This window comes from Acidovorax sp. sif1233 (assembly GCF_019218755.1).
GTDB lineage: Bacteria > Pseudomonadota > Gammaproteobacteria > Burkholderiales > Burkholderiaceae_C > Acidovorax.
On the sequence record NZ_JAHUWZ010000005.1, the window covers coordinates 63,104 to 88,384 of the forward strand.

Genomic DNA, 25,281 nt, shown 5'->3' on the forward strand with positions numbered 1-25,281 from the left:
GCACAGTGGCCACAGCGCATGGCGCTGGCCCTCCTTTGCAGCGGACTCTCCCACGCCATCGCGCAGGCGGACATCGCCCATCTGCCGCTGGAACAGCTCGTGCAGATGGAAGTCCGGACCGCCAGCCGGTACACGCAGACCACCCTGGAAGCACCCGCCCTGGTGAGCGTGGTGACCGCCGACGACATCCGGCTCTTCGGCTACCGCACGCTGGCCGAGGTGCTGGGCAGCATGCGCGGGCTGTATGTGTCGTACGACCGCTCCTACCACTACCTGGGCACGCGCGGCTTCGCCACGCCGGGCGACTACAACACCCGCGTGCTGCTGCTGGTCAATGGCGTGCGCTTCAATGACAACCTCTACGACCAGGCCACCATCGGCACCGACTTCCCGCTGGACCTGGACCTGGTGGACCGCGTGGAGTTCGTGCCGGGGCCGGGCTCCGCCGTCTATGGACCCAATGCGTTCTTCGGCGTGGTCAACGTCATCACGCGCGACGGCCGCCAGCTGGCCGGCCCGCAGCTGAGCGTGGCGGCCGGCAGCCACGGCAGCGCCAAGGCCCGCTTCTCGGTGGGAACCGTGGACGCACAGGGCGGGGACTGGCTGATCGCGCTGACGCGCGCGAGCAGCCGGGGCGCGGACCAGTACTTCGCCGCGTTCGACACGCCGGCCAGCAACCAGGGCGTCGCGCAGCGCCTGGATTTCGACCGCAGCACCCAGCTGTTCGCCCGGATGCAGCGCGACGGCCTGAGCCTCACCCTGGCGCACGGCGAGCGCAGCAAGGGCACGCCCACCGCGGCGTTCTCGCAGACCTTCAATGACCCGCGCTCGCGGTCCATCGACACCACCACCCGCGTCGCGGCCGAGTATGCGAGCCAGCTGCAGCCCTCCCTCGCGTTCACCGGGCGCGTCCACGCCGGGCACTACCGCTTCGTGGGCGACTACGCGTACGACTATCCGCCGCCCACGCTCAACCGCGACGTGGGCACCGGCCAATGGTGGGGCACGGAATGGCAGTGGGTGAGCACGGCCCTTGCACGCCACAAGCTCGCGTGGGGCGTCGACTACCGGCGCGACACCCGCATCCGGCAGCTCAATGCCGACGTGGATCCGCCCGTGCAATACCTGGATACCCGCCGCGCGGGGAACGCGCTGGGCATCTATGTCCAGGACGAGTTCGCGCTGGCGCCCACGCTCACCCTGCACGCGGGCCTGCGGTGGGGCAAGCAGTCGGGCAGCGACGGCAGCTTCCACCCCCGGCTGGGCCTGGTGTACTGGTGGAACCCGGCCACGGCCGTCAAGCTGCTGCATGGCACGGCCTACCGGCCGCCCAACGCCTACGAGCGCGACTACCGGGTGGACCTGCCCGGCGGCATCGTCGACCTGGCGGGCCTGCGGCTCGAAAAGGTGCGCACCACGGAGCTGGCGCTGGAACACGCCCCCACTGGCACCACGCGCATGCTGCTGACGGCGTTCAGGTCCGAGGTGACCGACCTGATCTCGCTGGGGGACGCGGGCATCCCGGACAGGCTCAGGTTCAGCAACGCGCGGGGCGTGCGCGTGCATGGCATGGAGACCGAGGTGGAGCAGCGCTGGCAAGGAGGGTCGCGCCTGCGCGTGGCCTACGGGTGGCAGAAGGCGCGCGACGCGGGCGCACCCGAGACGCTGACCAACTCCCCCCGGCACCTGCTCAAGCTGCAGTGGTCGGACACGCTGGCGCTCGCGGCGCCGGGGCACGGCAGGCCGGGGCAGTATGCCGTCGAGGCCATTGGCGTGGGCGCGCGCAGGACGCTCGCGAACGCGCGCCTGCCTGCGCACGTCCTGGCCAACCTCGTCTATACGAAGCGCCTGGGGGACGTGGATGTGTCGGTGGGCGTGTACAACGTCTTCAACCGCCGCCATGCGGACCCCGCCTCCTACGAAATCCGCGAAGACTCGATCCGGCAGGATGGACGGACCTACCGCGTCAAGCTCACCTACGGGTTCTGAGCCATGTCCCACGCCCTGCGCCTGCGCAACCTGCTGTGGGCCGGGCTGTGCGTGCTGTGCTGGGCGGGGGGCCTGGCGCATGCCACCAACCCCGTGGAGGAACCCGATCTCAAGGCCGCGTACATCTTCAACTTCATCCAGTTCATCGAATGGCCCGACAGCGACCTGGCCACCGACGGCGACTGGCCCCTGTGCATCTCTCCCTTCAGTCCGCTCAAGCGCGCCCTGACGGCCCTGGAGGGCAAGCCCGCCCGCAAGGGGCGGCCCATCCGGGTGAGGCTGCTGGAACTGGCCGAGCTGCGCCATTGCCGCGTGCTCATCCTGCACGGCGCCGACATCGAGCCGGTGCTGCGCGCGCTGCGGGCCCTGCCGCCCGCCCACGGCATCCTGACGGTGGCCGATGAGGACGCCGCAGGCAGCCCCGACATCATGATCACGCTCGGCCAGCAGAAGAACCGCATCGTGTTCGCCATCAACACCGATGCCACCGCGCGCGCGGGCCTGTCCGTGAGCTCCCGACTGCTGCGGCTGGCCAGGGCGGCCAGATGATGACGATGATGACGAAGAAGAATCAGGAAAAAACGAAGGCGCCCGCCATGCCGCAGGCCCCCGCGCAGGAGCCGGGGGCCGCGCAGCCCCTGCCATCGTCGCGGCTCGTGGCCACCGGCCTCCTGGCCGCGGGCCTGGCGCTGCTGACGGTGGTGCTGGCACTCACGGGCGTGGACTACTGGAGCACGCGGCAGTCCATGCTGCAGGACAGCCGGGTGGAGGCGGCGATCGTGGCCGACAACATCTCGGCCGCGGTGATGTTCCAGGATGCGCACACGGCCAGCGAGATGCTGGGGGCGCTGAAGGCATCGCCGATGGTGCTGGGCGCGGACGTCTACGACCGGCAGGGCCTGCTGCTGGCCCACTACGCACGCGACGCGGACCAGGCTTTTCCCGCCACGCTGCCGGCCGCGGGCATGGCCGGTGTGGCCGAGCGCGCGGGGCTGCGCGTGCTGGAGATCGCACGGCCCGTGGAGATGGGCGGCGTGGTGTCGGGCACGCTGTACTTTCGCAAGTCCATGAGCGCGGTGTACGCCCGCCTGGCCATCCGCTTCGTCAGCGCGCTGCTGATCGCGGGGTGCGTGATGGCCCTGGCGGCCGCGATGGTGCTGCGCAGCCAGGCGGCCGTGCGCAACGCCGAAAACCGCCTGCACACGCTCGCCCACACCGACGCGGTCACCGGCACCGGAAACCGGCACGCGTTCAACGAACGCCTGGCCGCCGAGATCGAGCGCGCGCGTGGCCTGGGCTCCCGCGTCGCCCTGGTCTACATCGACCTGGACAACTTCAAGACCCTCAACGACACCTTCGGGCACGCGGCCGGGGACGGCCTCCTGCGCCAGGTGGCCCGGCGCCTGCAGTCCGTGGTACGCGCCGCCGACGCGATCTCGCGCCTGGGCGGCGACGAGTTCGCCGTGATCCTGCGGCTGGACATGGACGACGCGGCGCTCAACACCTACGGCCAGCGCATCGTGGGCGTCTTTCGCCCCACCTTCACCGAAGTGGGCCAGCAGGTGACCATGACCTGCAGCGCCGGGATCGCCATCTTTCCAGACGATGCGGCGGACATGGACAGCCTCGTGAGCAACGCCGACACGGCCATGTACCGGGCCAAGGACATGGGCAAGAACCGGTGCGTGCGGTTTGACGCGTCGATGAACCTGGCGGTGGTCCGCCGCCAGGCCATCGAGCATGCGCTGCGCGCCGCGCTCGACCAGGGCGAGGGCATCGCGCTGCACTACCAGCCCCTGTTCGCCGCCGCCGGCAAGGCGCTGGTGGGCGCGGAGGCGCTGCTGCGCTGGTCGCACCCGGAGCTGGGCCATGTCCCGCCGCTGGAGGCCGTGATGGTGGCGGAGGACTGCGGCCTCATCGTCCCGCTGGGCTACTGGGTGATGCGCACCGCCTGCCGCGATGCCGCCCGGTGGCAGGCCGGCGGGCCCCTGCGGGTATCGGTCAACATCTCGGCGCGGCAGCTGGGCGATGCGCAGTTCCTCGAACGCGTGATGGACATCCTGCGCGAGGAAGGCCTGCCCGCCCACCTGCTGGAGATCGAGCTCACGGAAACCGTGCTCATGGACAACATGGAAGCGGGCGCGCACACGCTGCACCGCCTGAGCCAGCTGGGCATCCACCTGGCCATCGACGACTTCGGCACCGGCTATTCGTCGCTGGCCTACCTGCGGCAGCTGCCGATGCGCCGCCTCAAGATCGACCGCAGCTTCGTCAAGGACCTGCCCGGCCACGAACACAGCCGCACCATCGTCAACGCCATCGTGGCCCTGGCCCATGGCCTGGGGCTGCAGATCACGGCCGAAGGGGTGGAAACGCCGGAACAGGCCGACTACCTGGTGCACCAGGGCTGCGACGTGCTGCAGGGCTACCTGTTTGCGCGGCCGATGCCGGTGGAGCAGTTTCAGGCACTGCTGCAGGAAGGCACCACGCGCCGCGCCTAGCCGCCCAGGTCACGATGCCCCGTGGTAGCACGGCGCCACCTCGCGCACCTCGATGGTGGCCCATTCGGCGGCCGGGCATTCGCGGGCGATGGCCACGGCCTCGTCGCGCGTGGCGCAGTCGAGCAGGAAGAAGCCACCCACCATTTCCTTCGTCTCGGCGAACGGCCCATCCACCAGCCGGGACTGCCCTTCGCGCACCTGCAGGCGCACGGCCTGGTCGGTGGACGCCAGCGACTCGGTGGCGCGCAGCAGGCCCCGGGCCTTCAGGCCCTCGCCAAAGCGCAGCATGCGGGCATACGCCTCCTGGCCTCCCGCCAGCCCGCGCTCGGCCCGCTGGCCGTGGGGTTCCATGATGAGCAGCATGTAGGGCATGAGAGGGTCTCCTGGCGAAGCGAGAGGGGAGGGGGGCAAAGCGAAAGGCGCCATCCTACCAGCAGCCTTTACTACTGTTTTTATAGCTATCAGCGCTTATCCATCAGGCGCTGACGGCACTTTTCATCAAAACCTTGCGCAGCGCAGCAAGCCTGTGCTATCTTCAAGCCTCTATGCAACGCAGCATGCTCCTACCCACCCTATCGCTAGGCCTACTAGTGCCTGGCCGGGGTCTGCCTGCGTTCGCCACCGTTGCCTGATCCGCTCAGCGCAACACCTGATCTCCCCCTGACCCCGGCCCGCGAACCAGCCTTTGCACACGCAAAGGGCTGCAGGGGATGTCACACGTTTTGTTTTCTTCATTCATTTCGTCTGACCCGTGCACCGCGCATTCTTCTTTTCAGCGCACCGCACACACCGTTCGTGGAGCCTCTCATGATTGCCAAGCCCGCCACCAAGTACCAGCCCATCGCCCCGGTCGCATTGACCGACCGCCAGTGGCCCACCCGCAGCATCACCCGCGCGCCCGTGTGGCTCTCCACCGACCTGCGCGACGGCAACCAGGCGCTGTTCGAGCCGATGAACGGCGAGCGCAAGATGAAGCTCTTCCAGGAGCTGGTGCGCATCGGCTTCAAGGAGATCGAGGTCGGCTTTCCGGCCGCGTCGCAGACCGACTTCGACTTCGTGCGCCGTCTCATCGACGAAAACCTCATCCCCGCTGACGTGACCATCATGGTCATGACCCAGTCGCGCGAGGACCTGATAGCGCGCACGGTGGAGGCCGTGAAGGGCGCACCCCGCGCCATCGTGCACCTGTACAACGCCACGGCGCCTGCCTGGCGGCGCATCGTGTTCGGCATGAACGTGACGCAGGTGATGCAGCTCATCGCGCACCACGTGGGCTACCTCAAGCAGCTCACCGACGCGCAGCCCGCCACGCAGTGGACGCTGCAGTACTCGCCCGAGACCTTCAGCGCCACCGAGCTCGACGTGTCGCTCAAGGCCTGCCAGACGGCCATCGCGGCCTGGAACGCGGGCCCCGGCCGCCCCATCATCATCAACCTGCCCACCACGGTGGAGAACGCCACGCCCAACGTGTTCGCCGACCAGATCGAGTGGATGGACCGGCGCCTCGCCCCCCGCGAGCACATCACGCTCTCGGTGCACCCGCACAACGACCGCGGCACCGGCGTGGCCGCGGCGGAACTCGCGATGATGGCCGGCGCCGACCGCGTGGAAGGCTGCCTCTTCGGCAACGGCGAGCGCTGCGGCAACGTGGACATCGTGACCTTGGCGCTCAACATGTACACGCAGGGCGTGCACCCGAACCTCGACTTCTCGGACATCACCTCGGTGGCGCGCATCGCCGAGGAATGCACCTCGCTGCCGGTGCACCCGCGCCACCCCTACGCGGGCGACCTGGTGTTCACCGCGTTCTCGGGCTCGCACCAGGATGCGATCAAGAAAGGCTTTGCCGCGCAGGACCCGAACGCGCTGTGGGAAGTGCCGTACTTGCCCATCGACCCCGCGGACCTGGGTCGCACGTACGACAGCGTGATCCGCGTGAACAGCCAGTCGGGCAAGGGCGGCATCGCGTTCTTGCTGGAGCGCGAACACGGCGTGGTGATGCCGCGCCGCATGCAGGTCGAATTCAGCGCCGTGGTGCAGCGCCAGACGGACGCGAGCGAAGGCGAGATGAGCGGCGAGGCACTGTGGGACCTGTTCCAGGCCACCTACCTGCGCGCCCCGGCCCGGGCGGCCATCATCTGCCACAGCCACCGGCTCGATGAAGACGGGCAGGGCATCGAGCTCGACGTCACCATCGACGGCATGCGCCAGCATTTGCGCGGCCAGGGCAACGGGCCGATCGCCGCCACGGTGGATGCGCTGGGCCTGCCGCTGCGCGTGGACCACTACGAAGAGCGCGCCACCGGCACGGGGGCCCACGCCCAGGCGCTGGCCATCGTGGAGGCCGCGATGGAGGGCGTGGCCGGCTCCACCTTCGGCGCGGGCATGAGCCACAACATCGTGACGGCGTCGGTGTTGGCCATCGTGAGCGTGGCGAACCGGCTGGCCGAGCGGCGCCAGGGCGTGGCCGCCACGGCGGCGGTGTGACGCCGCCGCTGTTGTAAAAAAGATAGCTGCCAGCGCTTTACCACCAAGCGCTGGCGGCATTTTTGGCCAATAGCCCCAGGCCATGGACGGAGTCCGCGCAGGCGCCGGGGCCTATCCGTTACCCTTCGGGCCATGCGCGTTGTTTTTCACAGACTGGCCTTGGCCGCCTGCACCGCCGCCCTGCTGGCGCTGGGCGGCTGCGGCACCTCGCGGCCCCCGTCGCCTTCTTCGTCAGCCCCGGTACGCACCACCCCACCCCTGACCGCGGAGCAGGCGCACGACATCGCCATCCACGCGCTCGGCCTGGTGGGCACGCCGTACCGCTACGGCGGCAACACGCCCGATGCGGGCTTTGATTGCAGCGGGCTGATCGGCTATGTGTACCGCAACCAGGTGGGCACCCCGCCGCCCCGCACGGTGGCGCAGCTCAACAGCTGGGGCTACCCCATCGACGGCAGCGAGCTGCGCGCCGGAGACCTCGTGGTGTTCGGCACGGGCCGCCAGCCCAACCATGCGGGCATCTACGTGGGGGAAGGGCGCTTCGTGCACGCGCCGTCCACCGGCGGCACGGTGCGGCTCGACCAGCTGCAGTCGCGGCACTGGTCGCGGCAGAATGCGGCGTTCCGGCGGCCGTAGCGGCTCCCCCTGAGTCGCCTTCCCCCTGAGGGGGACGACGCCCTTGCTGCGGGGCGGCCCTTGCTCGGCGTCCCTCGGCCGGGACGCGCCAGTTGCAGGCAGTGTGACCACATCGTCGGCCAGCCGATGGCCCCGCCCGCGCGACAATCGGGGCCACCATGACCCACGCACACCGCTCCGCCACCCCGATCTCCACCCACGACACGACGCGCATCGACGACACGCGCATCAAGGCCGTGCGCCCGCTCATCACGCCTGCGCTGCTGCAGGAGTGGCTGCCCACGCCCGACGCCGCGCAGACCCTGGTGGAAACCAGCCGTGCCGCCATCTCGCGCGTGCTGCACGGCCAGGACGACCGGCTCATCGTGGTGGTGGGCCCCTGCTCCATCCACGACCACGACCAGGCGATGGACTACGCGCGCCAGCTGAAGATCCAGGCCGACGCGCTGCAGGCCGACCTGCTGGTCGTGATGCGCGTCTACTTTGAAAAACCCCGCACCACCGTGGGCTGGAAGGGCTACATCAACGACCCCCGCCTGGATGGCAGCTTCGCCATCAACGAGGGGCTGGAGCTGGCGCGCCAGCTGCTGCTGGACGTGCTGGCCACGGGCCTGCCGGTGGGCACCGAGTTCCTGGACCTGCTCTCGCCGCAGTTCATCAGCGACCTGGTGAGCTGGGGCGCCATCGGCGCGCGCACCACCGAGAGTCAGAGCCACCGCCAGCTGGCCAGCGGCCTGTCGTGCCCCGTGGGCTTCAAGAACGGCACCGACGGCGGCGTGAAGGTGGCCAGCGACGCCATCCAGGCCGCGCAGGCGTCGCACGCCTTCATGGGCATGACCAAGATGGGCCAGGCCGCGATCTTCGAGACGCGCGGCAACCAGGACTGCCACGTGATCCTGCGCGGCGGCAAGCAGCCCAACTACAGCGCGGCCGATGTGGATGCCGCCTGTGCCATGCTCCAGGCGGCGGGCCTGCGCGAGCAGGTGATGATCGACGTGAGCCATGCCAACAGCAGCAAGCAGCACCAGCGCCAGATCACCGTGGCGGACGACGTCGCCCGGCAGATCGCCGCGGGCGACCGGCGCATCACCGGCCTCATGATCGAGAGCCACCTGCAGGAAGGCCGCCAGGACATCGTGCCCGGCCGGCCGCTCGCGCCCGGCGTGTCGGTGACCGATGCCTGCATCAGCTTCGCGAAGACGGTGCCGGTGCTGGAAGGCCTGGCCGCCGCCGTGCGCGCGCGGCGCGCACGCGCCTGACCGGCCCGGCGCTCTCTCTGCAGCGGGCCACGGCAGCTACCGTGGCGCCACGGTGGCGTCGATGTTGCGGGCCGTGGCCAGCAGCGTGGCGCACAGCGTTTCCTTGCCATCCGCATCCACAGCGAACACATCGGACGCGCACACCGTGAGCAGCCGCGCCGCGTCGATGACGCGCCCGCGCGCCCGCAGGCACACGCCCCGTGCGGGGGCCACGAGTTTCACGGTGGCGTCCACCGTGGCATTCACCCAGCCCGGCGGCAGCACGCTGCCGGCCGCGCCCACGGCGGCGAAGTCGGCCACGGCAAACACGGCGGTGGCCTGCAGCTGGCCGGGGCGAAAGCAGAAGGCGTCGCTCACCGGAATCTCCACCTCCACCGCGCCCGGCTCGGCGCGCACGAAGCGCAGGCCCAGCGTGCGCGCCATGGGCATGGCCAGCACCAGGGACCGAAGATGGTCCATGGGCGCGGCGGCGGAATGTGCGGACAAAGAGGTCATGGTGCTTTCCTTGCGGAGGTGGTGGATGGACGGGTGCGGGCCGATGGGGGTGGCGTGGCGGGGGGCCGCACGCGCGGCCAGGGCGCCGGTGGCGCCGACACGGCGGTACGCGGCCTTGCCTGCTGCGCCTGCAGCCAGGCCTGGTGCTCCAGCACGCGCTGCTTCTGGGCCCGCAGCGCATCGATCTGCTCGTCCAGCGCCTGCGCGCGCTCCTGCAGGGCCTGCACCATGGTCTCGGTGCGCAGGGTGCCTGCCCGGTAGGCGCCCAGGCGCAGGGCGATCTGCGGCAGGGTGAAGCCAAGCTGGCGCGACATGGCGATGAACACGACCTCGCGCTGCATGCGCGGTGGATAGTCGCGGTAGCCATTGGCCCGCCGGCGCGGCTGCAGGAGCCCCAGCCGCTCATAGTGGCGCAGGGCGTGGACGGAAACCGAGGTGCGTTGCGCGAGTTCGGATATCTGCATGGCACGCAGCCTAGCAAGCATGGCGCTGCGCGAAGGTTGCCGGGGCGACTGGCGGCGTTCTGGGGCAAACCCGCATGGTGGTGACCGCTCGGTCCGGCGCTCTGCGGTGTAGGATTCACGTTTCAGGGGGCAGCGCGAGCGCGTGCTTCTTCTGCCCGCACCCCGTCCGGTTCTTTTCTTGCCGCCCGACCCCTTTGAAGACGACGCTGTTCCAGTTCTTGCGCAACAAGCTCCAGGCCCCCCGGGCGCTGGAACTGGGGTGCGCGCCAGCGGGCACAGCCAACGCCACAGCGGCCTGACCATGCCGCCAGCCCACGCACCCGAAGAGGCAGCGCGGCTCACGGCACTGCAGTCCTACGCGATCCTCGACACCCCCGCGGAAGAAGGCTTCGACCAGCTGGCCACGCTGGCCGCACGGGTGTGCGGCTGCCCCATCGCCGTGGTCAATTTTCTCGACAGCGAGCGCCAGTGGTTCAAGGCGGCGGTCGGCATTCCCTTCCAGCAGACCGAGCGCGCCATCGCGTTCTGTGCCCAGGCACTGGACGGCGGCCGCGAACCGGTGGTGGTGCCCGACGTCACGCTCCACCCCGTGTTCGCCAGCAATCCCCTGGTGCTGGGCGAACCCCATGTCCGCTTCTACGCCTGCGTGCCGCTGGTGACGCCCGAGGGGTTCACCCTGGGCACCCTCGCGGTGGTGGACACCGTGCCCCGCACGCTGGAGGAAGGGCAGATCGAGGGCCTCACGATCCTCGCGGGCCAGGCCATGGTGCAGCTGGAGCTGCGCCGCCAGAAAAGGCTGCTGGCCCAGCTCGTGCGGGAGCGCGACCAGATGCATGCCGAGATGGTCGCGCAGGGCGAGGCACAGCGCGTGGCGGGGCGGATCGCCCGCGTAGGCGGCTGGACGGTCGAACTGCCCGGGATGCAGCTCGTGTGGTCGCAGGAGATCGCGGCCGCCTATGGGCTCCACCACCGCGTGGGCGAGCTGGCGCAGGTCCTGCAGCTGTACACGCCGCCCTACCGGCCGCAGATGCAAAAGGCGTTCGATGACTGCCGGCACCACGGCACGCCCTTTGACGTGGAAGCCGAGGTGGACATGCCGGGCGGCAGGCGCTTCTGGGTGCGCACCGCCGGGCAGGCGGCGCGCGATGCCGGGGGACGCATCGTCCGCATCCAGGGGGCCTTCCAGGACATCACGGCCCAGCACCTGGCCCAGGAGGCGCGCCGTGAAAGCGAGGAGCGCTTTCACCTCGTCTCGCGCGCCACGGCCGATGCCGTCTGGGACTGGAACCTGGACACCGACCTCATGTGGTGGAACGAAGGCATGCAGAACCTGTTCGGCGTGCCGCTCGACCAGCTGCCGCCCGACAGCACCTCGTGGACGCTGCGGCTGCATCCCGAAGACAGCGAGGAAATCCTCCGGGGCCTCCACGCGGCCATTGGCGGCACGGACAACCACTGGTCCGCCGAATACCGCTTCCGGCGCCAGGACGGCAGCTATGCCTGGGTGCTGGACCGGGGCTTCCTGATCCGCGACGCCGAAGGCAAGGCCGTGCGCATGGTGGGCGGCATGACCGACATCAGCGCGCAGAAGCTGACCGAACTCGATGCCCAGCGCGATGCGCAGAACCATGCGGAGCTGCTGCAGGTGCAGCAGCGCATCTCGTCGCTGGACATGCCCCTGCCCGAGGTGCTCCAGCTCGTGGCCGACACCGTGCTGCGCCAGACGCTGGCGCGCGGGGCGCTGGTGGAGCTGCTGCAGGGCCGCCAGCTGGTGGCGCAGGCATCGGCGGGCGACCACGTGCGGCCCGTGGGCCACATGCTGGCGGCCGACCAGAGCCTGCTGTGGCCCGCCCTGCGCGAAGGGCGCACCGTGGTGTGCAATGACACCGAGGCCGAGGGCTGGGACATGGTTTCGCTGCCCCACCGGCACGGCGTGCGCTCCGTGATGGCGGTGCCGCTGCGCACCGCCGAGGGCGTGGTGGGCTCGCTCAAGGTCGTTTCGGACAAGGCCCACGCATTTTCGCGGCGCGACGTCGCGCACCTGGAGATCCTCACCGAATCCCTGGGCGCGATGGTGCAGCTGCGGCATGTGGCGGGGCAGCTGCGGGCATCGGAGCAGCAGTACCGCATGCTGTTCGACGAGCACCCCCATCCGATGTGGGTGTACGACAGGGAAACGCTGCGCCTGCAGGCCGTGAACCAGTCGATGGAGACGCACTACGGCTATGCCGAAGCCGAGCTGCTGGAGATGGACATGACGGACCTGTGGCCGGCGGAGCGCCGCGCCAGCATCCGGGCCACCATCAACGCGATTGCGATGGACCAGCGCAACAAGCCGGTCATCAGCCGCCACGTCAAGAAGGACGGCACGTTCATGGACGTGGAAATCACGGCGGGCAGCATCAGCTTCAACGGCCGCCCCGCGCGCCAGGTGCTGGCCACCGACGTGACCGAGCGCCTGCGCACCGAGCGCGAGCTGGCGCGCATGGGCCGTGCGCAGCGCCTCTTGAGCGCCTGCAACGAAACCCTCGTGCGCGCCACGTCCGAGACCGCGCTGCTGCAGGCGATCTGCCACATCGCCGTGGACATCGGCGGCTACCGCATGGGATGGGTGGGCTTCGCGCTGGACGACGAACGCAAGTCCATCCAGCCCGTGGCCCACGCGGGCCACAACCAGAACTACCTGGAGAACCTGCACCTGTCCTGGTCGGCCGACGACCGCTACGGCCGGGGTCCCGCGGGCATGGCCGTGCGCTCGGGCAAGCCGGTGATCGTGCAGGACATCCGCGCCGAGGGCGATTTTGCCGACTGGACCGAGCGCATGCTGGACAACGGCTTTCACGGCGTGATCTGCCTGCCGCTGCGCGACCGCGACCGCACCTTCGGCCTGCTGTACCTGTACGCGCCGGACATCCTGCAGATCAGCCCCGAAGAGGCGGCCCTGCTGCAGGAGCTCTCCAACGACCTGGCCTTTGGCATCACCAGCCTGCGCGCGCAGAAGGCGCAGCAGCGGCTGCAGGCCTCGGTGCTCAAGGTGGCGGCCGCCGTGTCGGCGAGCACGGGCACGGAGTTTTTCGTGCAGCTGGTGCGCAACATGGCCGATGCGCTGGGGGCCCAGGGCGGCTGCGTGGTGCGGCTGCTGCCACCGGTGGAAGGGCAGGCCCCGCGGGTGGTCACGCTCGCGGCGGTGCTCGATGGCCAGATGCTGCCCAACGACGAATACACCCTGGAAGGCACGCCCAGCCTCATGCTGCTGTCGCAGCGCGCGTATGTGGTGACCGAGAAGGTGCAGCAGCTGCACCCCGAGGCGCCCATGCTGCGCCATGTGGGCGCGCAGGGCTATGCGGGCCAGCAGCTGTGCAATGCCGATGGCGAGGTGGTGGGCATCGTGTTCGTGCTGTTCCGCCAGCCCATCGCCGAGACGGACTTCATCACCTCCACGCTGCAGATCTTTGCCGCGCGCGCGTCGTCCGAGATCGACCGGCAGCTGGCGGATGCCCGCATCCGCCACCAGGCCTCGCTGCTTGACAAGGCGCAGGACGCGATCCTGGTGCGCGACCTGGAGCACCGCATCATCTTCTGGAACAAAAGCGCCGAGCGCCTGTATGGCTGGTCGCAGCTGCAGGCGCTGGGCCAGTCCATCGAAACGCTGCTCTACGACGACCCCACCCATTTCCGCCACGCCACGCGCACGGTGCTGGAGCAGGGCGAGTGGACGGGCGAGATCGTGCAGCGCCACCGCGACGGCAGCACCATCGAGGTCGAGGGCCGCTGGACCCTGGTGCGCGGCGACAACGGCCAGCCGCAGTCCATCCTGGCCATCAACACCGACATCCGCCAGCGCAAGGCCAACGAGCGCGAGATCCAGCGCCTGGCGTTCTACGACGCGCTCACCGGCCTGCCCAACCGCATGCTGCTGATGGACCGCATGGGCCATGCGCTGGCCAACGCCCACCGGCGCCTGCAGGGCGGTGCGCTGCTGTTCATCGACCTGGACAACTTCAAGACCCTGAACGACACCCTGGGCCACGACCAGGGCGACCTGCTGCTGCAACAGGTGGCGCAGCGCCTGAACACCTGCGTGCGCAGCGTGGACACGGTGGCCCGGCTGGGCGGCGACGAGTTCGTGGTGATGCTCGAGGAGCTCAGCCCCAGGCCACACGAACTGGCCCTGCACGCGCGCAGCGTGGGCGAGAAGATCCTCACCATGCTGGCTGTGCCCTACGCGCTGGCAGGGTACCAGTACCGCAGCACGCCCAGCATCGGCATCGCGCCGTTCACGGGCGAGCAGACCAGCGTGGGCGAGCTGCTCAAGCAGGCGGACCTGGCCATGTACCAGGCCAAGACGGCGGGGCGCAACACGCTGCGCTTCTTCGACCCCGACATGCAGGCCGTGGTGACCGCCCGCGCCGGGCTGGAGACCGACCTGCGCGCCGCGCTCGCGCAGGAGGAATTCCTGCTGCACTTCCAGCCGCAGATGCACCTGTCCGGCCGCTGCGTGGGGGTGGAGGCGCTCGTGCGCTGGGCCCACCCGCAGCGCGGCATGGTGCCGCCCGCGCAGTTCATCCCGCTGGCCGAGGAGACGGGCCTCATCCTGCCCCTGGGCCGCTGGGTGCTGCACACGGCCTGCAAGCTGCTGGCCAGCTGGCAGGACGACCCGGCCCTGGCCCACCTGACCATGGCGGTGAACGTGAGCTCGCGCCAGTTCCGCCACGCCAGCTTCGTGGACGACGTGGCCCGCGTGCTGGCCATCACCGGCGCGCCGGCGCATCTGCTCAAGCTGGAGCTGACCGAAAGCCTGCTGGTGGAAGACATGGAAACCACCATCGCCACGATGGCCGCGCTGCGCTCCTATGGCGTGGGCTTCTCGCTGGACGACTTCGGCACCGGCTATTCCAGCCTGAGCTATCTGAAGCGCATGCCGCTGGACCAGCTCAAGATCGACCAGAGCTTTGTGCGCGACCTGCTGACCGACCCCAACGACGCGGCCATCGTGGACACCATCATCGGCCTGTCGCGCAGCCTGGGCCTGGAAGTCATCGCCGAAGGGGTGGAAACCCCCGAGCAACGCGAGCTGCTGGCCCGCGCGGGCTGCCTGCACTACCAGGGCTACCTCTTCAGCCGACCCCTCTCCGCGGACGTTCTGGGGGCCTTCCTGCGGTCCTGCGCCGCGTAGCGAGCTTCCGCCGGCCCGTCTTCGGGATTCAGTCCCCACCCGCGGCGGATCGCCGCGTCCCTGCGTTCGCCCTCCTTTGCGTGCACCGGTCCGTCCGCAAGGCCCCACAAGGTGTTGCCGCGGCACCGCATGCCCGGCGCGGGAAGTTCTCCCCTGTCTTCTTCTTATGTTTTCTATAAATACATAGTCGTAGTAGTAGAAGGCGGCCCAGGATGTGGACAACTGCCTTTTCCCTCGCCGTGGCGCGCACTTGCACGCCGCCCAACCCTGTGCACCGATCCCTCTTTCCGCTGTCGCGCGAAAGGGGACAAAACACGGCCACGGCCTTTTTCTGTGGATAACCAGGCGGTTGTGCCAAAACTATCCCCAGTTTTACGCACTGAACATTCCCACAGAGAGGATTGGCATTGAAATGGCATGAAGCGCTGATGGAGGAAGCGCCAACAGCTACTCAATTGATAGCAAATGAGAAATATAAAGGCCCCCAGGCGGTGGCGGTAAGGAACCTGCGGGCTGGCGCGGAGCCCTGTCCGCTCCGCGTCGGCCTTTTCGGCGCCGGCCGCTTCATCGCGAGCCGCCGTGTGGAGTGGTGCCGGGGGCTCGGCTCCACGGGCGTTGGGGGGCACGAAAAAGAGGTTCTGGTTATTCTTTTATGGTTCTATATATAAATAGCAGTAGTAGTAGAGCACCCCATTTTTTGTGGACAAGGGGTTTTTTTCCAATGCTGGCGCGGGGTTGCGTGGCCGCAAACTCTGTGCGGCGGGCTGCGCAAAGTCCGGGGCTCACAGACAACAACTTCGGCGCAGCGCCTTCTTCTGTGGATAACCAGCAAGTTGTGCCGCAACTGCCCCCAGGGTTATCCACAAACGCCGTCCAAGGCGACCGCCTGCGTGGCCGCAAAGCACAAAGCCCGGGGTCCAGTCAGGACCCCGGGCTTGGGGAGCACGGGAAGAAAAAGTAAAAGGCAGCGCCGGCTGCACGCCGGAGACCCGTCCCCAGGGCCGCCGCCCCGCAGGGCGTGCGGGGGCGGTGGGGGTTGGGTGGGGCGTTACTTCGCCGGTGCGGCGGGCGATGGATGGCCCTCGCCGCCGCGCATGCCGCCGCCGCCGTGGTGGTGGTCGCGCATGCGCTGGTGGCCGCGGTGCGCCTGCGCATCGAAGGTCTTCTGCTGGTCTGGCGTCAGGGCTGCGTAGAAGGTCTTGGTGGCCTCGCCCCGGCGGTCGGCCTCGGCGGCGTGCTGGGCGCGCAGGGCCCGCATGCGGTCGATGCGTTCGGGCGTGGTGAGCTTGTCCATGTCCTTGCGGTCCAGGCGGGCAGTGCGTTCCCCGGGCTGCATCGCGGTGCTGAAGGCCGTCCAGGCGGGTTCCTGGGCGGCGCTCAGCTTGAGCTGGTCCTTCAGGGCGGCCATGCGCTTGGCCATTTGGGCCTGGTGGCGCGCATGGTGCTCGTGGCGGTCACCCCCTGCCTTGTGGCGGCCTTCGGTGGTTGCGTTGGCACCCGCTGCAGGCGGGGCGGCTGGAGGTTGCTGGGCCAGGACCGGCAGGGCCAGTGCAGCGAGAACAGCGGTGGCGGCCAGGCGGTGTTGGAATCTGAAAACCATGGTGTGAGTCCTTTCACAGGGTTGGGAACTCGCCAGGACGACCGTTCCGGCGATTGAGGGCCAGTGTCCGCCCCACATGTATCGCCGCCATACCGGTTGGGTGAGGCTGTGTAAAGTTTCCAAAAGAAACACCCCGCGCATGTCTCGTGAAGGGGGACGGCGCCAGTGGCACGGCAAGGCCCGTTCCACGGCGTCTGCCGGCTGTGATCGTGCCTGTTCATCCGCTCGCGGGTGCGCGGACCGCCAGGGATGGACGGCAGGAAACCTCTCCCGCAGAACCACCGACAATGGCGCATTCCGTCCCAGAAAAGAAAAGGTTTTCCGTGTTCAAGAACATGATCGTGTACCGCATTGCGCCGCAATGGCAGGTCGAATTGACACAAGTGGAAGAGGCCCTGGCCAAGGCGCCCTTCATCGAATGCGGCGCCACGCAGGAAAAGTCCCTGGGCTGGGTGCCGCCGCGTGGCGAACAGCACGGCCCGCTGGCCGAGTCGGTCGGGGGCCAGTGGATCCTGCGCTTCATGGTCGAGTCCAAGGTGCTGCCCGGCAGCGTGCTGGCACGCCGCGTGAAGGAAAAGGCAGAACGCATCGAGCAGGAAACCGGCCGCAAGCCTGGCAAGAAGGAAAGCAAGGAACTCAAGGACGAGGCCAAGCTGGACCTGCTGCCCATGGCGTTCACCAAGCAGGGTTCCATGTGGGTGTGGATCGATACGGCATCGCGCCTGCTGGTGCTGGACACCTCCAGCCAGGGCCGTGCGGACGAAGTCGTCACGCTGCTGGTCGAATCGCTGCCCGGCCTGTCGGTGTCGCTCATCAACACCCAGACCAGCCCGCAAGCGGCCATGTCCCACTGGCTCAAGGAACAAGAGCCGCCCGTGGGCTTCACCGTGGACCGCGAATGCGAGCTCAAGAGCGCCACCGAGGAAAAGGCCGTGGTGCGCTATGCCCGCCACCCGCTGGACATCGAAGAGGTGCAGGCCCACATCGACGCCGGCAAGCTGCCCACCAAGCTCGCACTCACCTGGGACGACCGCGTGAGCTTCATGCTCACCGAGGGGCTGCAGATCAAGAAGGTCTCGTTCCTGGACACGGTGTTCGAAGGCACCAAGGCCGATGACGGTGGCTTTGACACCGACGTGGCGATCGCCACGGGCGAGCTGGTCAAGCTGATTCCGGACCTGATCGAGGCGCTGGGGGGCGAGGCGGAGAGTGGGGTGGCGGAGGTTTCGGCGGCAGCTACCGTGGCAGCGCCCTCGTCCGCCGCCCGCACCGGTGCAGTTGTGACAGGGCCTGCGCAGGTGCCAGTGGACACGGATCCCGACTCTGCGCCGTTTTGATGGCTGGGGCAGGCTGCAGGCGCCCACGGCCGGGGGAGTTCATGCTGGCCGGATTTCACCAAGTGCCGAATCGCAGGCAAGTGAGGCCTACCATTCTGGAGTCAAGCCAGAGATAGAAGGACAGGGCAAGGTGCGTGGGTCGATGACAGCAATGCCGGGCACTTGTTTTATTGCCTTTCACTGCTGTATGGAAGCCCGCTTGAGGCCGCGTCCACGCAGGGCTGGCCTGGCTTGAGGGTGTCAAATACCGGAACGGCTCTGCGCTGCACCCGCAGCACGTGGTAATCGGAAATGACGGAAAGGTCGCTGCAGGACAGAGCAACCACCGCTGACCAGACCGCCCGGTATTCGAGCCGGTGGTGTGGGCCCCGAGCAAAAACTGCGGTTGTCTTGCAGGTCAGATCACTGTACGGGGCATCGCCAATGTCACTTTCGCGAGGGCCGTGGGGGCACGATGTTCACGATTTCCCGCACGAACAACTTTCCCCAGGCTTCCCTCGTGTCGTCCTCGATCAATTGCGGCATGAAGCCGAACGCCAGCGTACGTTCCCCCCGCACCATGATCCCCTGATCCCGCTGCAGCAGTTCCGTGGCCAGCACCTTGTAGCCCGGGCGTGGGGTTATCGACGCATAGCTGACGTACATGCGCCTTGAGGGTTTGAGCCGATAGACCTTGCCATCAATCAGGAAGACACCGCCCTTTTTCTTCCACTCGATATTGGCAATCCCAAACACCTCATGCATCCAGTCAAAGGTGGGTTTGCCGTTTTCGTCGAACTCACCCAGACGCATGTCCTGGATGAGCGACCCGCCGTTTTTCCAGTAAGTGGTCAGCTTGGATTTGACGCTCTGTGGCAGGGCTGCCTGGTGCGGAACGAGGATGGCATCCAGGCGCTGGATGAGGGGATCGTCCTGCAGAAGGTTCTTTTCGCCGATGACATGGACATCCATCCCGGGCTCGCTGCTCAGGATCTTGTAGGACGCGAACAGCGCATCACGGTGGGTGTTTCTGCCTGCACTTCTTTCCCCGTGCCAGACGTGAAAGTTGGTCGTGGAGCCCAGGATGCCAATCTTGATCCGGGGGGCCGTGCTGGTTGCCGCAGTGTGGCCAGATGGGGCATTGAGCTTGTCCATGTCAAGGGCGGAGAGGGAGCCGCCGCCTGCCTGGTGCGCGAACCCTCCGATCTCGTAGCCCATCACATTGGCCTGCGTCAGCGATTGGGTGACGGAGCGTTGGATGACAGGCATCAGTTCCCGCGATCTTTTTTCGGCCTCCCATCGCTCACCGTAGGCACCCACCATGATTTTCCTGTAGCCCAGCGAGCCCATGTAGTTGGCAAGCGTGGGCAGGACGTCTGCATCCGGCACCAGGCTGTAGCCATCGTAGAAGTTGAAATCGATGACGGCTATGTCGATGCACCCAGCCAGTTTTTCAACGATGCCGGTGGCATAGATGGCGTCATGCGACGTGAATGTCTCGGCGAAATATCCGATCGCCTGCGCCCCCTTGTCCCGGATCACCTTGGTGTATGCGCAGGTGGCTTCCTGGAGCCGGTTTTCCCGGAACTCCTTGTGGGCATGCAAAAGAGGTTCCGCTTTGGGCACCCCTGCGGCGATGTTGTTGTTGTAGTTGATGACAGGCTGACGGGCGTTGTTGTGCTTCCTGGCGAAGTCATTCTGTGTGGACTCCTTGTAGTCCCGCCACTGGTAGCCCATCTGCCCATACTTTATTTCGTGTTCCTCCTGGAGGCCGAGGGCATAGCCGAGCACCTTTGCGGGGTAGCGCCTGGAAAAATGATCGACCGTTTGCGCGATGAAAGCGTGCGCGGGCTTTCTGATCCTGTCGTCCGTGAAATCCGGTTGCCAGCTCGGGTCGCCCGAGAAATTCCGCATGACGGCATCGGGATGCGCGGCGGTGATCCATTGCGGGACCGTGGACATGTTGGGCACCAGCTTGCCGCTCTCGTCCTTGTAGGGCCGTCCCCCCATGTCGATGACCAGCAGGAGCGACAGCCCGCCGTCGACAAGGGCATCCATGTGGCCGTGGTAGTGGCTGAACTCGTACAGGCCCTTGCTGCGCTCGATGTCGGACCAGTTCAGGTACACCGTGGCGTGGCTGAATCCCTTGGACTTGAGTTCGCCAGGAAGATTCTTGTTCTGGCTGAGGTCCCAAGGCATCACGATGATGCTGGACACCGGGCGGGCCGCGACGGCGCTGCTGGCAAAAGGAATCAGGGAGAAAAGCAGTGCCGCAATGCGAAAGAGTTTTTTCATGGGGATTTTTGGAGAGAAAGGCGGGGCGCTCCGGCTGGAGAGCGCTGTCCAGCGCGATCATACTGATGCGATCGGCACAGGCCTCGGAAGCCGAAGTGGCCCCCGGGACTGCGCCGGGCCCGCTCCTTGCCCAGGCGCCGCGCCACACAAGTGCGAAGCGCATTCACAGGATCCACGGGACTCAGTTGCTATTTATTTGGTAGTAATCGATGGTGGATGGGAAAGCGCTGGAGGCAAAACTCCTGAATGGCGGCAGCGCGGGGACGGCGCCGCCCTCACACCCGCTCGAACACCGCCGCGATGCCCTGGCCGCCGCCGATACACATGGTCACCAGCGCATAGCGGCCGCCGGTGCGGTGCAGCTCGGCGATGGCCTTGGTGGTGATGATGGCGCCCGTGGCGCCCACCGGGTGGCCCAGCGAAATGCCCGAGCCGTTGGGATTGACCTTGGACGGGTCCAGGCCCAGCTCCTGGATCACCGCACAGGCCTGGGCGGCGAAGGCCTCGTTGGCCTCGATCACGTCCATGTCCTGCACGGTGAGGCCGGTGCGCTGCAGGACCTTGCGCGTCGCCGGCACGGGGCCGATGCCCATGTAGGCCGGCTCCACGCCCGCATGGGCGTAGCCCACCAGGCGGGCCAGGGGTGTGAGGCCCAGGGCCGACACGCGTGCGCCCGAGGCCAGCACCACGGCGGCGGCGCCGTCGTTGATGCCCGAGGCATTGCCGGCGGTGACCAAACCGTCCTTCCTGAACGCGGGCTTCATGCCGGCCAGCACTTCGAGCGTGGTGCTGCCGCGCACATGCTCGTCGGTGTCGAAGACCACCGTGCCCTTGCGCGTGGCGATCTCCACCGGCACGATCTGCTCGCGGAAGTAGCCCGCCGCGATGGCATGCGCCGCGCGCTGCTGGCTCTGCACGGCGAGTTGGTCCTGCATCTCGCGGCCGATGCGGTAGCGCTCGGCCACGTTCTCGGCGGTGATGCCCATGTGCATCTTCTGCCACGGGTCGTGCAGGATGCCGAGCATGTAGTCGATGCTCTTGGCGTCGCCCATGCGCGCACCGTAGCGCGCGGCGGTGTCGAAGTAGGGGCCGCGGCTCATGGATTCGCTGCCGCCGCCGATGGCGATGTCGCAATCCCCGTAACCGATGGCCTGGGCCGCCGAGATGATGGCCTGCAGGCCCGAGCCGCACAGGCGGTTGACGTTGAAGGCCGGCGTCTCGATGGGGCAGCCGGCGTCGATGGCGGCCACGCGGGCCAGGTAGGCGTCCTTGGTGTCGGTGGGGATCACGTTGCCCATCACCACATGGCCGATGGCATCGGCGGGCAGGCCACTGCGCGCGATGGCGGCCCTCACGGCAGTGGTGGCGAGATCGGTGTTGGGCACGTCCTTGAGGCTGCCGCCAAAGGTGCCGATGGCGGTGCGGGCGGTGGAGAGGACGTAGACGTCTTGAAGGCTCATGGGAAGTTTCGGCGAAGGGGAGGTGGAAGGCGGGATGGAAAAAGGAAGGTCAGCGGCCCGTGAACTGCGGTGCCTGGCGCGCGTGGAAGGCGTCCACCCCGGCCTGGAAGTCCTGTGTGCCCGCGCAGTGCACGAAGGCCCGCGCCTCGGCGGCCAGTTGCTCGGGCAGGGTACGGTCCATCGACTCGCGCATCAGGCGCTTCATGGCGCCGTAGGCCAGGGTGGGGCCTGCGGCCAGGCGCTCGGCGATGGCGGTGGTGGCGGCGTCGAGCTCTGCAGCGGGCACCACGCGGTTGACCAGGCCGAGGCGCAGCGCATCCTCGGCGGTGAAGGCCTCGCCCAGCAGCGCGATCTCCAGCGCCTGGCGCATGCCCACCAGGCGCGGCAGCGCCCAGGAGGCACCCACGTCGCAGCTGGTGCCCAGGTTGATGTAGGCCAGGTTGAAGCGCGTGCCCTCTGCCACGAGCACATAGTCGGCCATCAGCAGCAGGCTCAGGCCCGCGCCCGCGGCCACGCCGTGCACCTGGGCGATGACGGGGGCGTTCATCTGCGCCAGCAGCGGCAGGGCCTGGTTCAGCGGCGTGAGGATGTCGATGGCGCCCTGCACGGGCGTGGCCCGCAGCGTGGCCAGATCACCCCCAGCCATGAAGCCCTTGCCGTTGCCGCGCAGCACCACGGCGCGCACCGTGGGGTCGGCGGCAATGGCTTGCACGCTGGCGAGAAAGGCCTGCGCCATGGGCACATCGATGGCGTTGAGTGCCTCGGGGCGGTTGAAGCGCAGGGTGGCGATGGGGCCGTCCCGTTCGAGCAGCAGGGGGGGTTGTGCGGGCGGTGCTTGCACGGTGGTAGACGAGTTCATGGTCAAAATACCTTCCAGCGCTTGCTCAATAAGCGCAAGACGCTTCTATATTGATAGCATTGCTGAGAGCAGGATGGCAAACGAAACCCACAACGGCCCTGCGCGACCTGCCTTTTTTCTTCTCTCTACCGGTACAGCGCCTCGATCTCGGCAGCGTAGGTCTTGTAGATGCTGGAGCGGCGCACCTTCATGGTGGCGGTGACCTCGCCGTCGTCGTGGTCCAGTTCCTTGGTGAGCAGGTGGAACTGGCGGATCTGCGAGACCTGGGCCAGGCGCTCGTTGCCCCGGCGGATCTCGGCGTCGATGAGCTCGCGCACCTCGGGCATTTCCACCAGCGAGCGGAAATGCGTGAACGCCAGGCGCCGGGCCTCGGCCCACTTGCCCACGGTCTCGTAGTCGATCATCACCAGCGCACCCACGAACTTGCGGCCCTCGGCGACGATGATGCATTCCTTGATGAAGGGGCTGCCCTTCATGGTGTTCTCGATCTCCGAGGGCGTGAGGTTCTTGCCGCCGGCGGTGATCATGATGTCCTTGAGCCGGTCCACGATCTTGATCTGGCCCTGCTCCTCGCGCACCACGTCGCCGGTGTGCAGCCAGCCATCGATGATGCTCGCGGCCGTGGCCTCGGGGTTCTTGTAGTAGCCCGCGAACACCATGTCGCCGCGCAGCTGCAGCTCGCCGTTGTCGGCCATGCGGTGCTCCACGCCCAGGATGGGCACGCCCACGGTGCCGACCACCACGTTGTCCAGCCGGTGGCCCGTGACCATGCCGGTGGATTCGGTCAGGCCGTAGACCTCCACCAGCGGCAGGCCGAGCACGCGAAAGAAGCGCACCACGTCGGGCGGTATGGGCGCGGCCCCGGTGAGGGCCACGCGCGCCTGGCGCAGGCCGACGAAGTTCTGCAGCGCGCGGAACACCAGCCAGTAGCTGGCGGCGAAGGCCAGGCGCTCGCCCAGGCTCCAGGCGCTGCGCGGCTTCTCGGCCAGCGGCTGGCAGGCGGCGACCGCATGGTGGAACAGCCGGCGGCGCAGGCCCCCGGTCTCCTGCAGCTTGATGTGGATGGCGGCGTGCATCTTCTCCCAGATGCGCGGCACGCCCAGGAACATGGTGGGCGCCACCTCGCGCAGGTCTTCCTGCACGGTGCGGATGGACTCGCCGAAGTTCACCTGCGAGCCGATGTACACCGGCACGAAGCTGGTGAGCATCTGCTCGGCCACATGGCACAGCGGCAGGTAGGACAGGTGCGTGGTGGCCGCATCGAGCTGCAGCCGGTCGACGATGCCGGGCACCACGCCGCGGATGTTGCGGTAGCTGATCATCGCGCCCTTGGGCTTGCCGGTGGAGCCCGAGGTGTAGATCATCAGGCCCACGTCGTCGAGCGTCTGGCGCGCCAGGGCCTCGTCCACCAGCGCCTGCTGGCCGGATGCGACGCCCAGCGCCTCGACCTCGGCGAAGGTGGCGATCAGCGCGCGCACCTCGGGCGCGAAACTGCGCAGGCCCTTGGTCTCGATGACGATGATCTTTTTCAGGCGCGGCAGCTCGGGCAGGGCGGCGAGCAGCTTGTCGGTCTGCTCCTGGTCTTCGCAGACCATGACCTCGATGTCGGCATGGCCGACCACGTAGGCCACCTCGTTGCTGGGGCTGGTGGGGTAGACGCCCACGGTGACCGCACCGACCAGGCCCGCGCCCATCTGCGCGAGCACCCATTCCGTGCGGTTCTCGGAAATCACGCCCACATGCCCGCCCGCCGGCAGGCCGAGCGCGCGCAGGCCCAGGCCGAAGTGGCAGGCGCGCTCGTGGTAGCGGGCCCAGGTGAAGGGCTTCCAGATGCCGAAGTCCTTTTGCCTGATGGCCACGCGCGCTGGCTCGGTGCGTGCGCGCTCGCGCAGCATCTGGGGCAGGGTGAGGTTCGGGAGGGTCATGACAGCCAACGCTTCCTGCGCTTGTAGTGCTTGATGTCCTTGAAGCTCTTGGCTTCCCCGCCACCCCCCATGCCCAGGTAGAACTCGCGCACGTCGGGGTCGTTGGCCAGGCGCTCGGCCGAGCCGTCGATCACGATCTTGCCGTTCTCCATGATGTAGCCCTGGTGGGCGACCGCGAGCGCCACGGTGGCGTTCTGCTCCACCAGCAGCATGGAGGTGCCGCGCTCGGCGTTGATGCGCGCGATGATGGTGAAGATGTCTTCCACCAGCTTGGGCGACAGGCCCAGCGAGGGCTCGTCGAGCAGGATCAGCTGGGGCTGGGCGATGAGGGCGCGGCCGATGGCCAGCATCTGCTGCTCGCCGCCCGAGAGATACCCGGCCAGGCCCTTGCGGCGCTCGTGCAGGCGCGGGAAGTAGCTGTAGACGGTGTCGAAGTCGGGCCTGGCATCGGCGCGGCCCGTGAGCGCATAGGTCGCGGCCACCAGGTTCTCTTCGACCGTGAGGTCCTCGAACACGCGGCGCCCCTCCATCACGTGCGAGAGCCCATTGCGCACCAGCTGCTGCGGTGCCAAGCCCGCGGTGGGCTGGCCGTTGAAGCGGATGCTGCCCGACTCCACCGTGCCGTCTTCGAGCGCCAGCAGGCCCGAGATGGCCTTGAGCGTGGTGGACTTGCCCGCGCCGTTGCTGCCCAAGAGCGCCACGATTTGCCCGCGCGGCACGGCCAGCGACAGGCCGCGCAGGGCCTGCACGACCTTGTTGTAGATGACCTCGATGTTGTTGACTTCGAGGACGTGGTCCGGCGTGGCGAGCGGGGTCATG

Annotated in this window: 17 protein-coding genes; 8 read left to right on the top strand and 9 right to left on the bottom strand. The window is 68.0% G+C overall.

Features of this window, described 5'->3' with window-relative positions:
* The first annotated feature begins 18 nt into the window (after window positions 1-18).
* From KW843_RS17190 to KW843_RS17200, 3 genes are read left to right on the top strand one after another with little or no spacing between them, the layout of a single operon-like run.
* On the top strand, window positions 19-1,989 hold the full coding sequence (locus KW843_RS17190) for a TonB-dependent siderophore receptor (RefSeq protein WP_218296382.1): 1,971 nt from the start codon (window positions 19-21) through the stop codon (window positions 1,987-1,989).
* Window positions 1,990-1,992: 3 nt separating this feature from the next.
* Window positions 1,993-2,538 carry a YfiR family protein gene (locus tag KW843_RS17195; RefSeq protein ID WP_218296383.1) on the top strand — a complete coding sequence of 182 codons (546 nt, stop codon included), beginning with the start codon at window positions 1,993-1,995 and terminating at the stop codon, window positions 2,536-2,538.
* An 8-nt stretch (window positions 2,539-2,546) separates the two neighbouring features.
* Window positions 2,547-4,490: a bifunctional diguanylate cyclase/phosphodiesterase gene (locus KW843_RS17200; protein WP_255594802.1), complete on the top strand. Its 1,944-nt coding sequence runs from the start codon at window positions 2,547-2,549 to the stop codon at window positions 4,488-4,490.
* Between the two features lie 9 nt (window positions 4,491-4,499).
* Here KW843_RS17200 and KW843_RS17205 read toward each other — a convergent pair whose 3' ends face one another.
* A complete protein-coding gene (locus KW843_RS17205) occupies window positions 4,500-4,862 on the bottom strand; it encodes a YciI family protein (protein ID WP_218296384.1) in 363 nt (120 codons plus the stop codon).
* Window positions 4,863-5,297: 435 nt separating this feature from the next.
* On the opposite strand from KW843_RS17205, the gene leuA reads away from it, so the two are divergent.
* The 3 genes from leuA (at window position 5,298) to KW843_RS17220 (ending at window position 8,872) form a co-directional block, all read left to right on the top strand.
* On the top strand, window positions 5,298-6,977 hold the full coding sequence (gene leuA / locus KW843_RS17210) for a 2-isopropylmalate synthase (protein ID WP_218296385.1): 1,680 nt from the start codon (window positions 5,298-5,300) through the stop codon (window positions 6,975-6,977).
* Between the two features lie 132 nt (window positions 6,978-7,109).
* Entirely contained in the window at window positions 7,110-7,613 is a 504-nt protein-coding gene (locus KW843_RS17215) for a C40 family peptidase (RefSeq protein ID WP_218296386.1), read from the top strand.
* 158 nt (window positions 7,614-7,771) lie between these two features.
* The gene (locus tag KW843_RS17220; RefSeq protein WP_218296387.1) at window positions 7,772-8,872 is read left to right on the top strand and encodes a 3-deoxy-7-phosphoheptulonate synthase; all 1,101 of its coding nucleotides are present in this window, start codon (window positions 7,772-7,774) and stop codon (window positions 8,870-8,872) included.
* A gap of 36 nt (window positions 8,873-8,908) precedes the next feature.
* Here the strand turns inward: KW843_RS17220 and KW843_RS17225 are convergent, their stop codons facing one another.
* Both KW843_RS17225 and KW843_RS17230 read right to left on the bottom strand, forming a co-directional pair.
* Window positions 8,909-9,367: a PaaI family thioesterase gene (locus KW843_RS17225; protein ID WP_370627748.1), complete on the bottom strand. Its 459-nt coding sequence runs from the start codon at window positions 9,365-9,367 to the stop codon at window positions 8,909-8,911.
* A complete protein-coding gene (locus tag KW843_RS17230; protein WP_218296388.1) occupies window positions 9,364-9,831 on the bottom strand; it encodes a MerR family DNA-binding transcriptional regulator in 468 nt (155 codons plus the stop codon). The genes KW843_RS17225 and KW843_RS17230 overlap by 4 nt, the downstream gene beginning before the upstream one ends.
* A gap of 301 nt (window positions 9,832-10,132) precedes the next feature.
* Between KW843_RS17230 and KW843_RS17235 the strand changes: the two genes are divergently transcribed.
* Window positions 10,133-15,007, top strand: coding sequence for an EAL domain-containing protein (locus tag KW843_RS17235; protein ID WP_218296389.1), 4,875 nt, complete (start codon window positions 10,133-10,135; stop codon window positions 15,005-15,007).
* 1,048 nt (window positions 15,008-16,055) lie between these two features.
* Here KW843_RS17235 and KW843_RS17240 read toward each other — a convergent pair.
* Window positions 16,056-16,607, bottom strand: a complete 552-nt coding sequence (locus KW843_RS17240) for a Spy/CpxP family protein refolding chaperone (RefSeq protein WP_218296390.1) — start codon at window positions 16,605-16,607, stop codon at window positions 16,056-16,058.
* 323 nt (window positions 16,608-16,930) lie between these two features.
* Here KW843_RS17240 and KW843_RS17245 point away from each other — a divergent pair, with 323 nt between their 5' ends.
* Window positions 16,931-17,944: a recombination-associated protein RdgC gene (locus tag KW843_RS17245; protein WP_218296391.1), complete on the top strand. Its 1,014-nt coding sequence runs from the start codon at window positions 16,931-16,933 to the stop codon at window positions 17,942-17,944.
* Between the two features lie 426 nt (window positions 17,945-18,370).
* Here the strand turns inward: KW843_RS17245 and KW843_RS17250 are convergent, their stop codons facing one another.
* From KW843_RS17250 to KW843_RS17270, 5 genes are all read right to left on the bottom strand, one after another.
* A complete protein-coding gene (locus KW843_RS17250) occupies window positions 18,371-20,218 on the bottom strand; it encodes a beta-galactosidase (protein WP_218296392.1) in 1,848 nt (615 codons plus the stop codon).
* A 275-nt stretch (window positions 20,219-20,493) separates the two neighbouring features.
* Window positions 20,494-21,678 carry an acetyl-CoA C-acyltransferase family protein gene (locus KW843_RS17255; protein ID WP_218296393.1) on the bottom strand — a complete coding sequence of 395 codons (1,185 nt, stop codon included), beginning with the start codon at window positions 21,676-21,678 and terminating at the stop codon, window positions 20,494-20,496.
* Window positions 21,679-21,727: 49 nt separating this feature from the next.
* Window positions 21,728-22,537, bottom strand: a complete 810-nt coding sequence (locus KW843_RS17260; protein ID WP_218296394.1) for an enoyl-CoA hydratase/isomerase family protein — start codon at window positions 22,535-22,537, stop codon at window positions 21,728-21,730.
* 125 nt (window positions 22,538-22,662) lie between these two features.
* A complete protein-coding gene (locus KW843_RS17265; protein ID WP_218296395.1) occupies window positions 22,663-24,462 on the bottom strand; it encodes a long-chain fatty acid--CoA ligase in 1,800 nt (599 codons plus the stop codon).
* Window positions 24,459-25,280 carry an ABC transporter ATP-binding protein gene (locus KW843_RS17270; protein WP_218296396.1) on the bottom strand — a complete coding sequence of 274 codons (822 nt, stop codon included), beginning with the start codon at window positions 25,278-25,280 and terminating at the stop codon, window positions 24,459-24,461. Before KW843_RS17270 ends, KW843_RS17265 begins: the two co-directional genes overlap by 4 nt.
* Window position 25,281: the final 1 nt, after the last annotated feature.

Bases quoted from the DNA above. Each gene is read 5' to 3' on its own strand.
- KW843_RS17190 (WP_218296382.1), top strand. From the start codon at position 19: ATGGCGCTGGCCCTCCTTTGCAGCGGACTCTCCCACGCCATCGCGCAG.
- KW843_RS17195 (WP_218296383.1), top strand. From the start codon at position 1,993: ATGTCCCACGCCCTGCGCCTGCGCAACCTGCTGTGGGCCGGGCTGTGC.
- KW843_RS17200 (WP_255594802.1), top strand. From the start codon at position 2,547: ATGACGAAGAAGAATCAGGAAAAAACGAAGGCGCCCGCCATGCCGCAG.
- KW843_RS17205 (WP_218296384.1), bottom strand. From the start codon at position 4,862: ATGCCCTACATGCTGCTCATCATGGAACCCCACGGCCAGCGGGCCGAG.
- leuA (WP_218296385.1), top strand. From the start codon at position 5,298: ATGATTGCCAAGCCCGCCACCAAGTACCAGCCCATCGCCCCGGTCGCA.
- KW843_RS17215 (WP_218296386.1), top strand. From the start codon at position 7,110: ATGCGCGTTGTTTTTCACAGACTGGCCTTGGCCGCCTGCACCGCCGCC.
- KW843_RS17220 (WP_218296387.1), top strand. From the start codon at position 7,772: ATGACCCACGCACACCGCTCCGCCACCCCGATCTCCACCCACGACACG.
- KW843_RS17225 (WP_370627748.1), bottom strand. From the start codon at position 9,367: ATGACCTCTTTGTCCGCACATTCCGCCGCCGCGCCCATGGACCATCTT.
- KW843_RS17230 (WP_218296388.1), bottom strand. From the start codon at position 9,831: ATGCAGATATCCGAACTCGCGCAACGCACCTCGGTTTCCGTCCACGCC.
- KW843_RS17235 (WP_218296389.1), top strand. From the start codon at position 10,133: ATGCCGCCAGCCCACGCACCCGAAGAGGCAGCGCGGCTCACGGCACTG.
- KW843_RS17240 (WP_218296390.1), bottom strand. From the start codon at position 16,607: ATGGTTTTCAGATTCCAACACCGCCTGGCCGCCACCGCTGTTCTCGCT.
- KW843_RS17250 (WP_218296392.1), bottom strand. From the start codon at position 20,218: ATGAAAAAACTCTTTCGCATTGCGGCACTGCTTTTCTCCCTGATTCCT.
- KW843_RS17255 (WP_218296393.1), bottom strand. From the start codon at position 21,678: ATGAGCCTTCAAGACGTCTACGTCCTCTCCACCGCCCGCACCGCCATC.
- KW843_RS17260 (WP_218296394.1), bottom strand. From the start codon at position 22,537: ATGAACTCGTCTACCACCGTGCAAGCACCGCCCGCACAACCCCCCCTG.
- KW843_RS17265 (WP_218296395.1), bottom strand. From the start codon at position 24,462: ATGACCCTCCCGAACCTCACCCTGCCCCAGATGCTGCGCGAGCGCGCA.
- KW843_RS17270 (WP_218296396.1), bottom strand. From the start codon at position 25,280: ATGACCCCGCTCGCCACGCCGGACCACGTCCTCGAAGTCAACAACATC.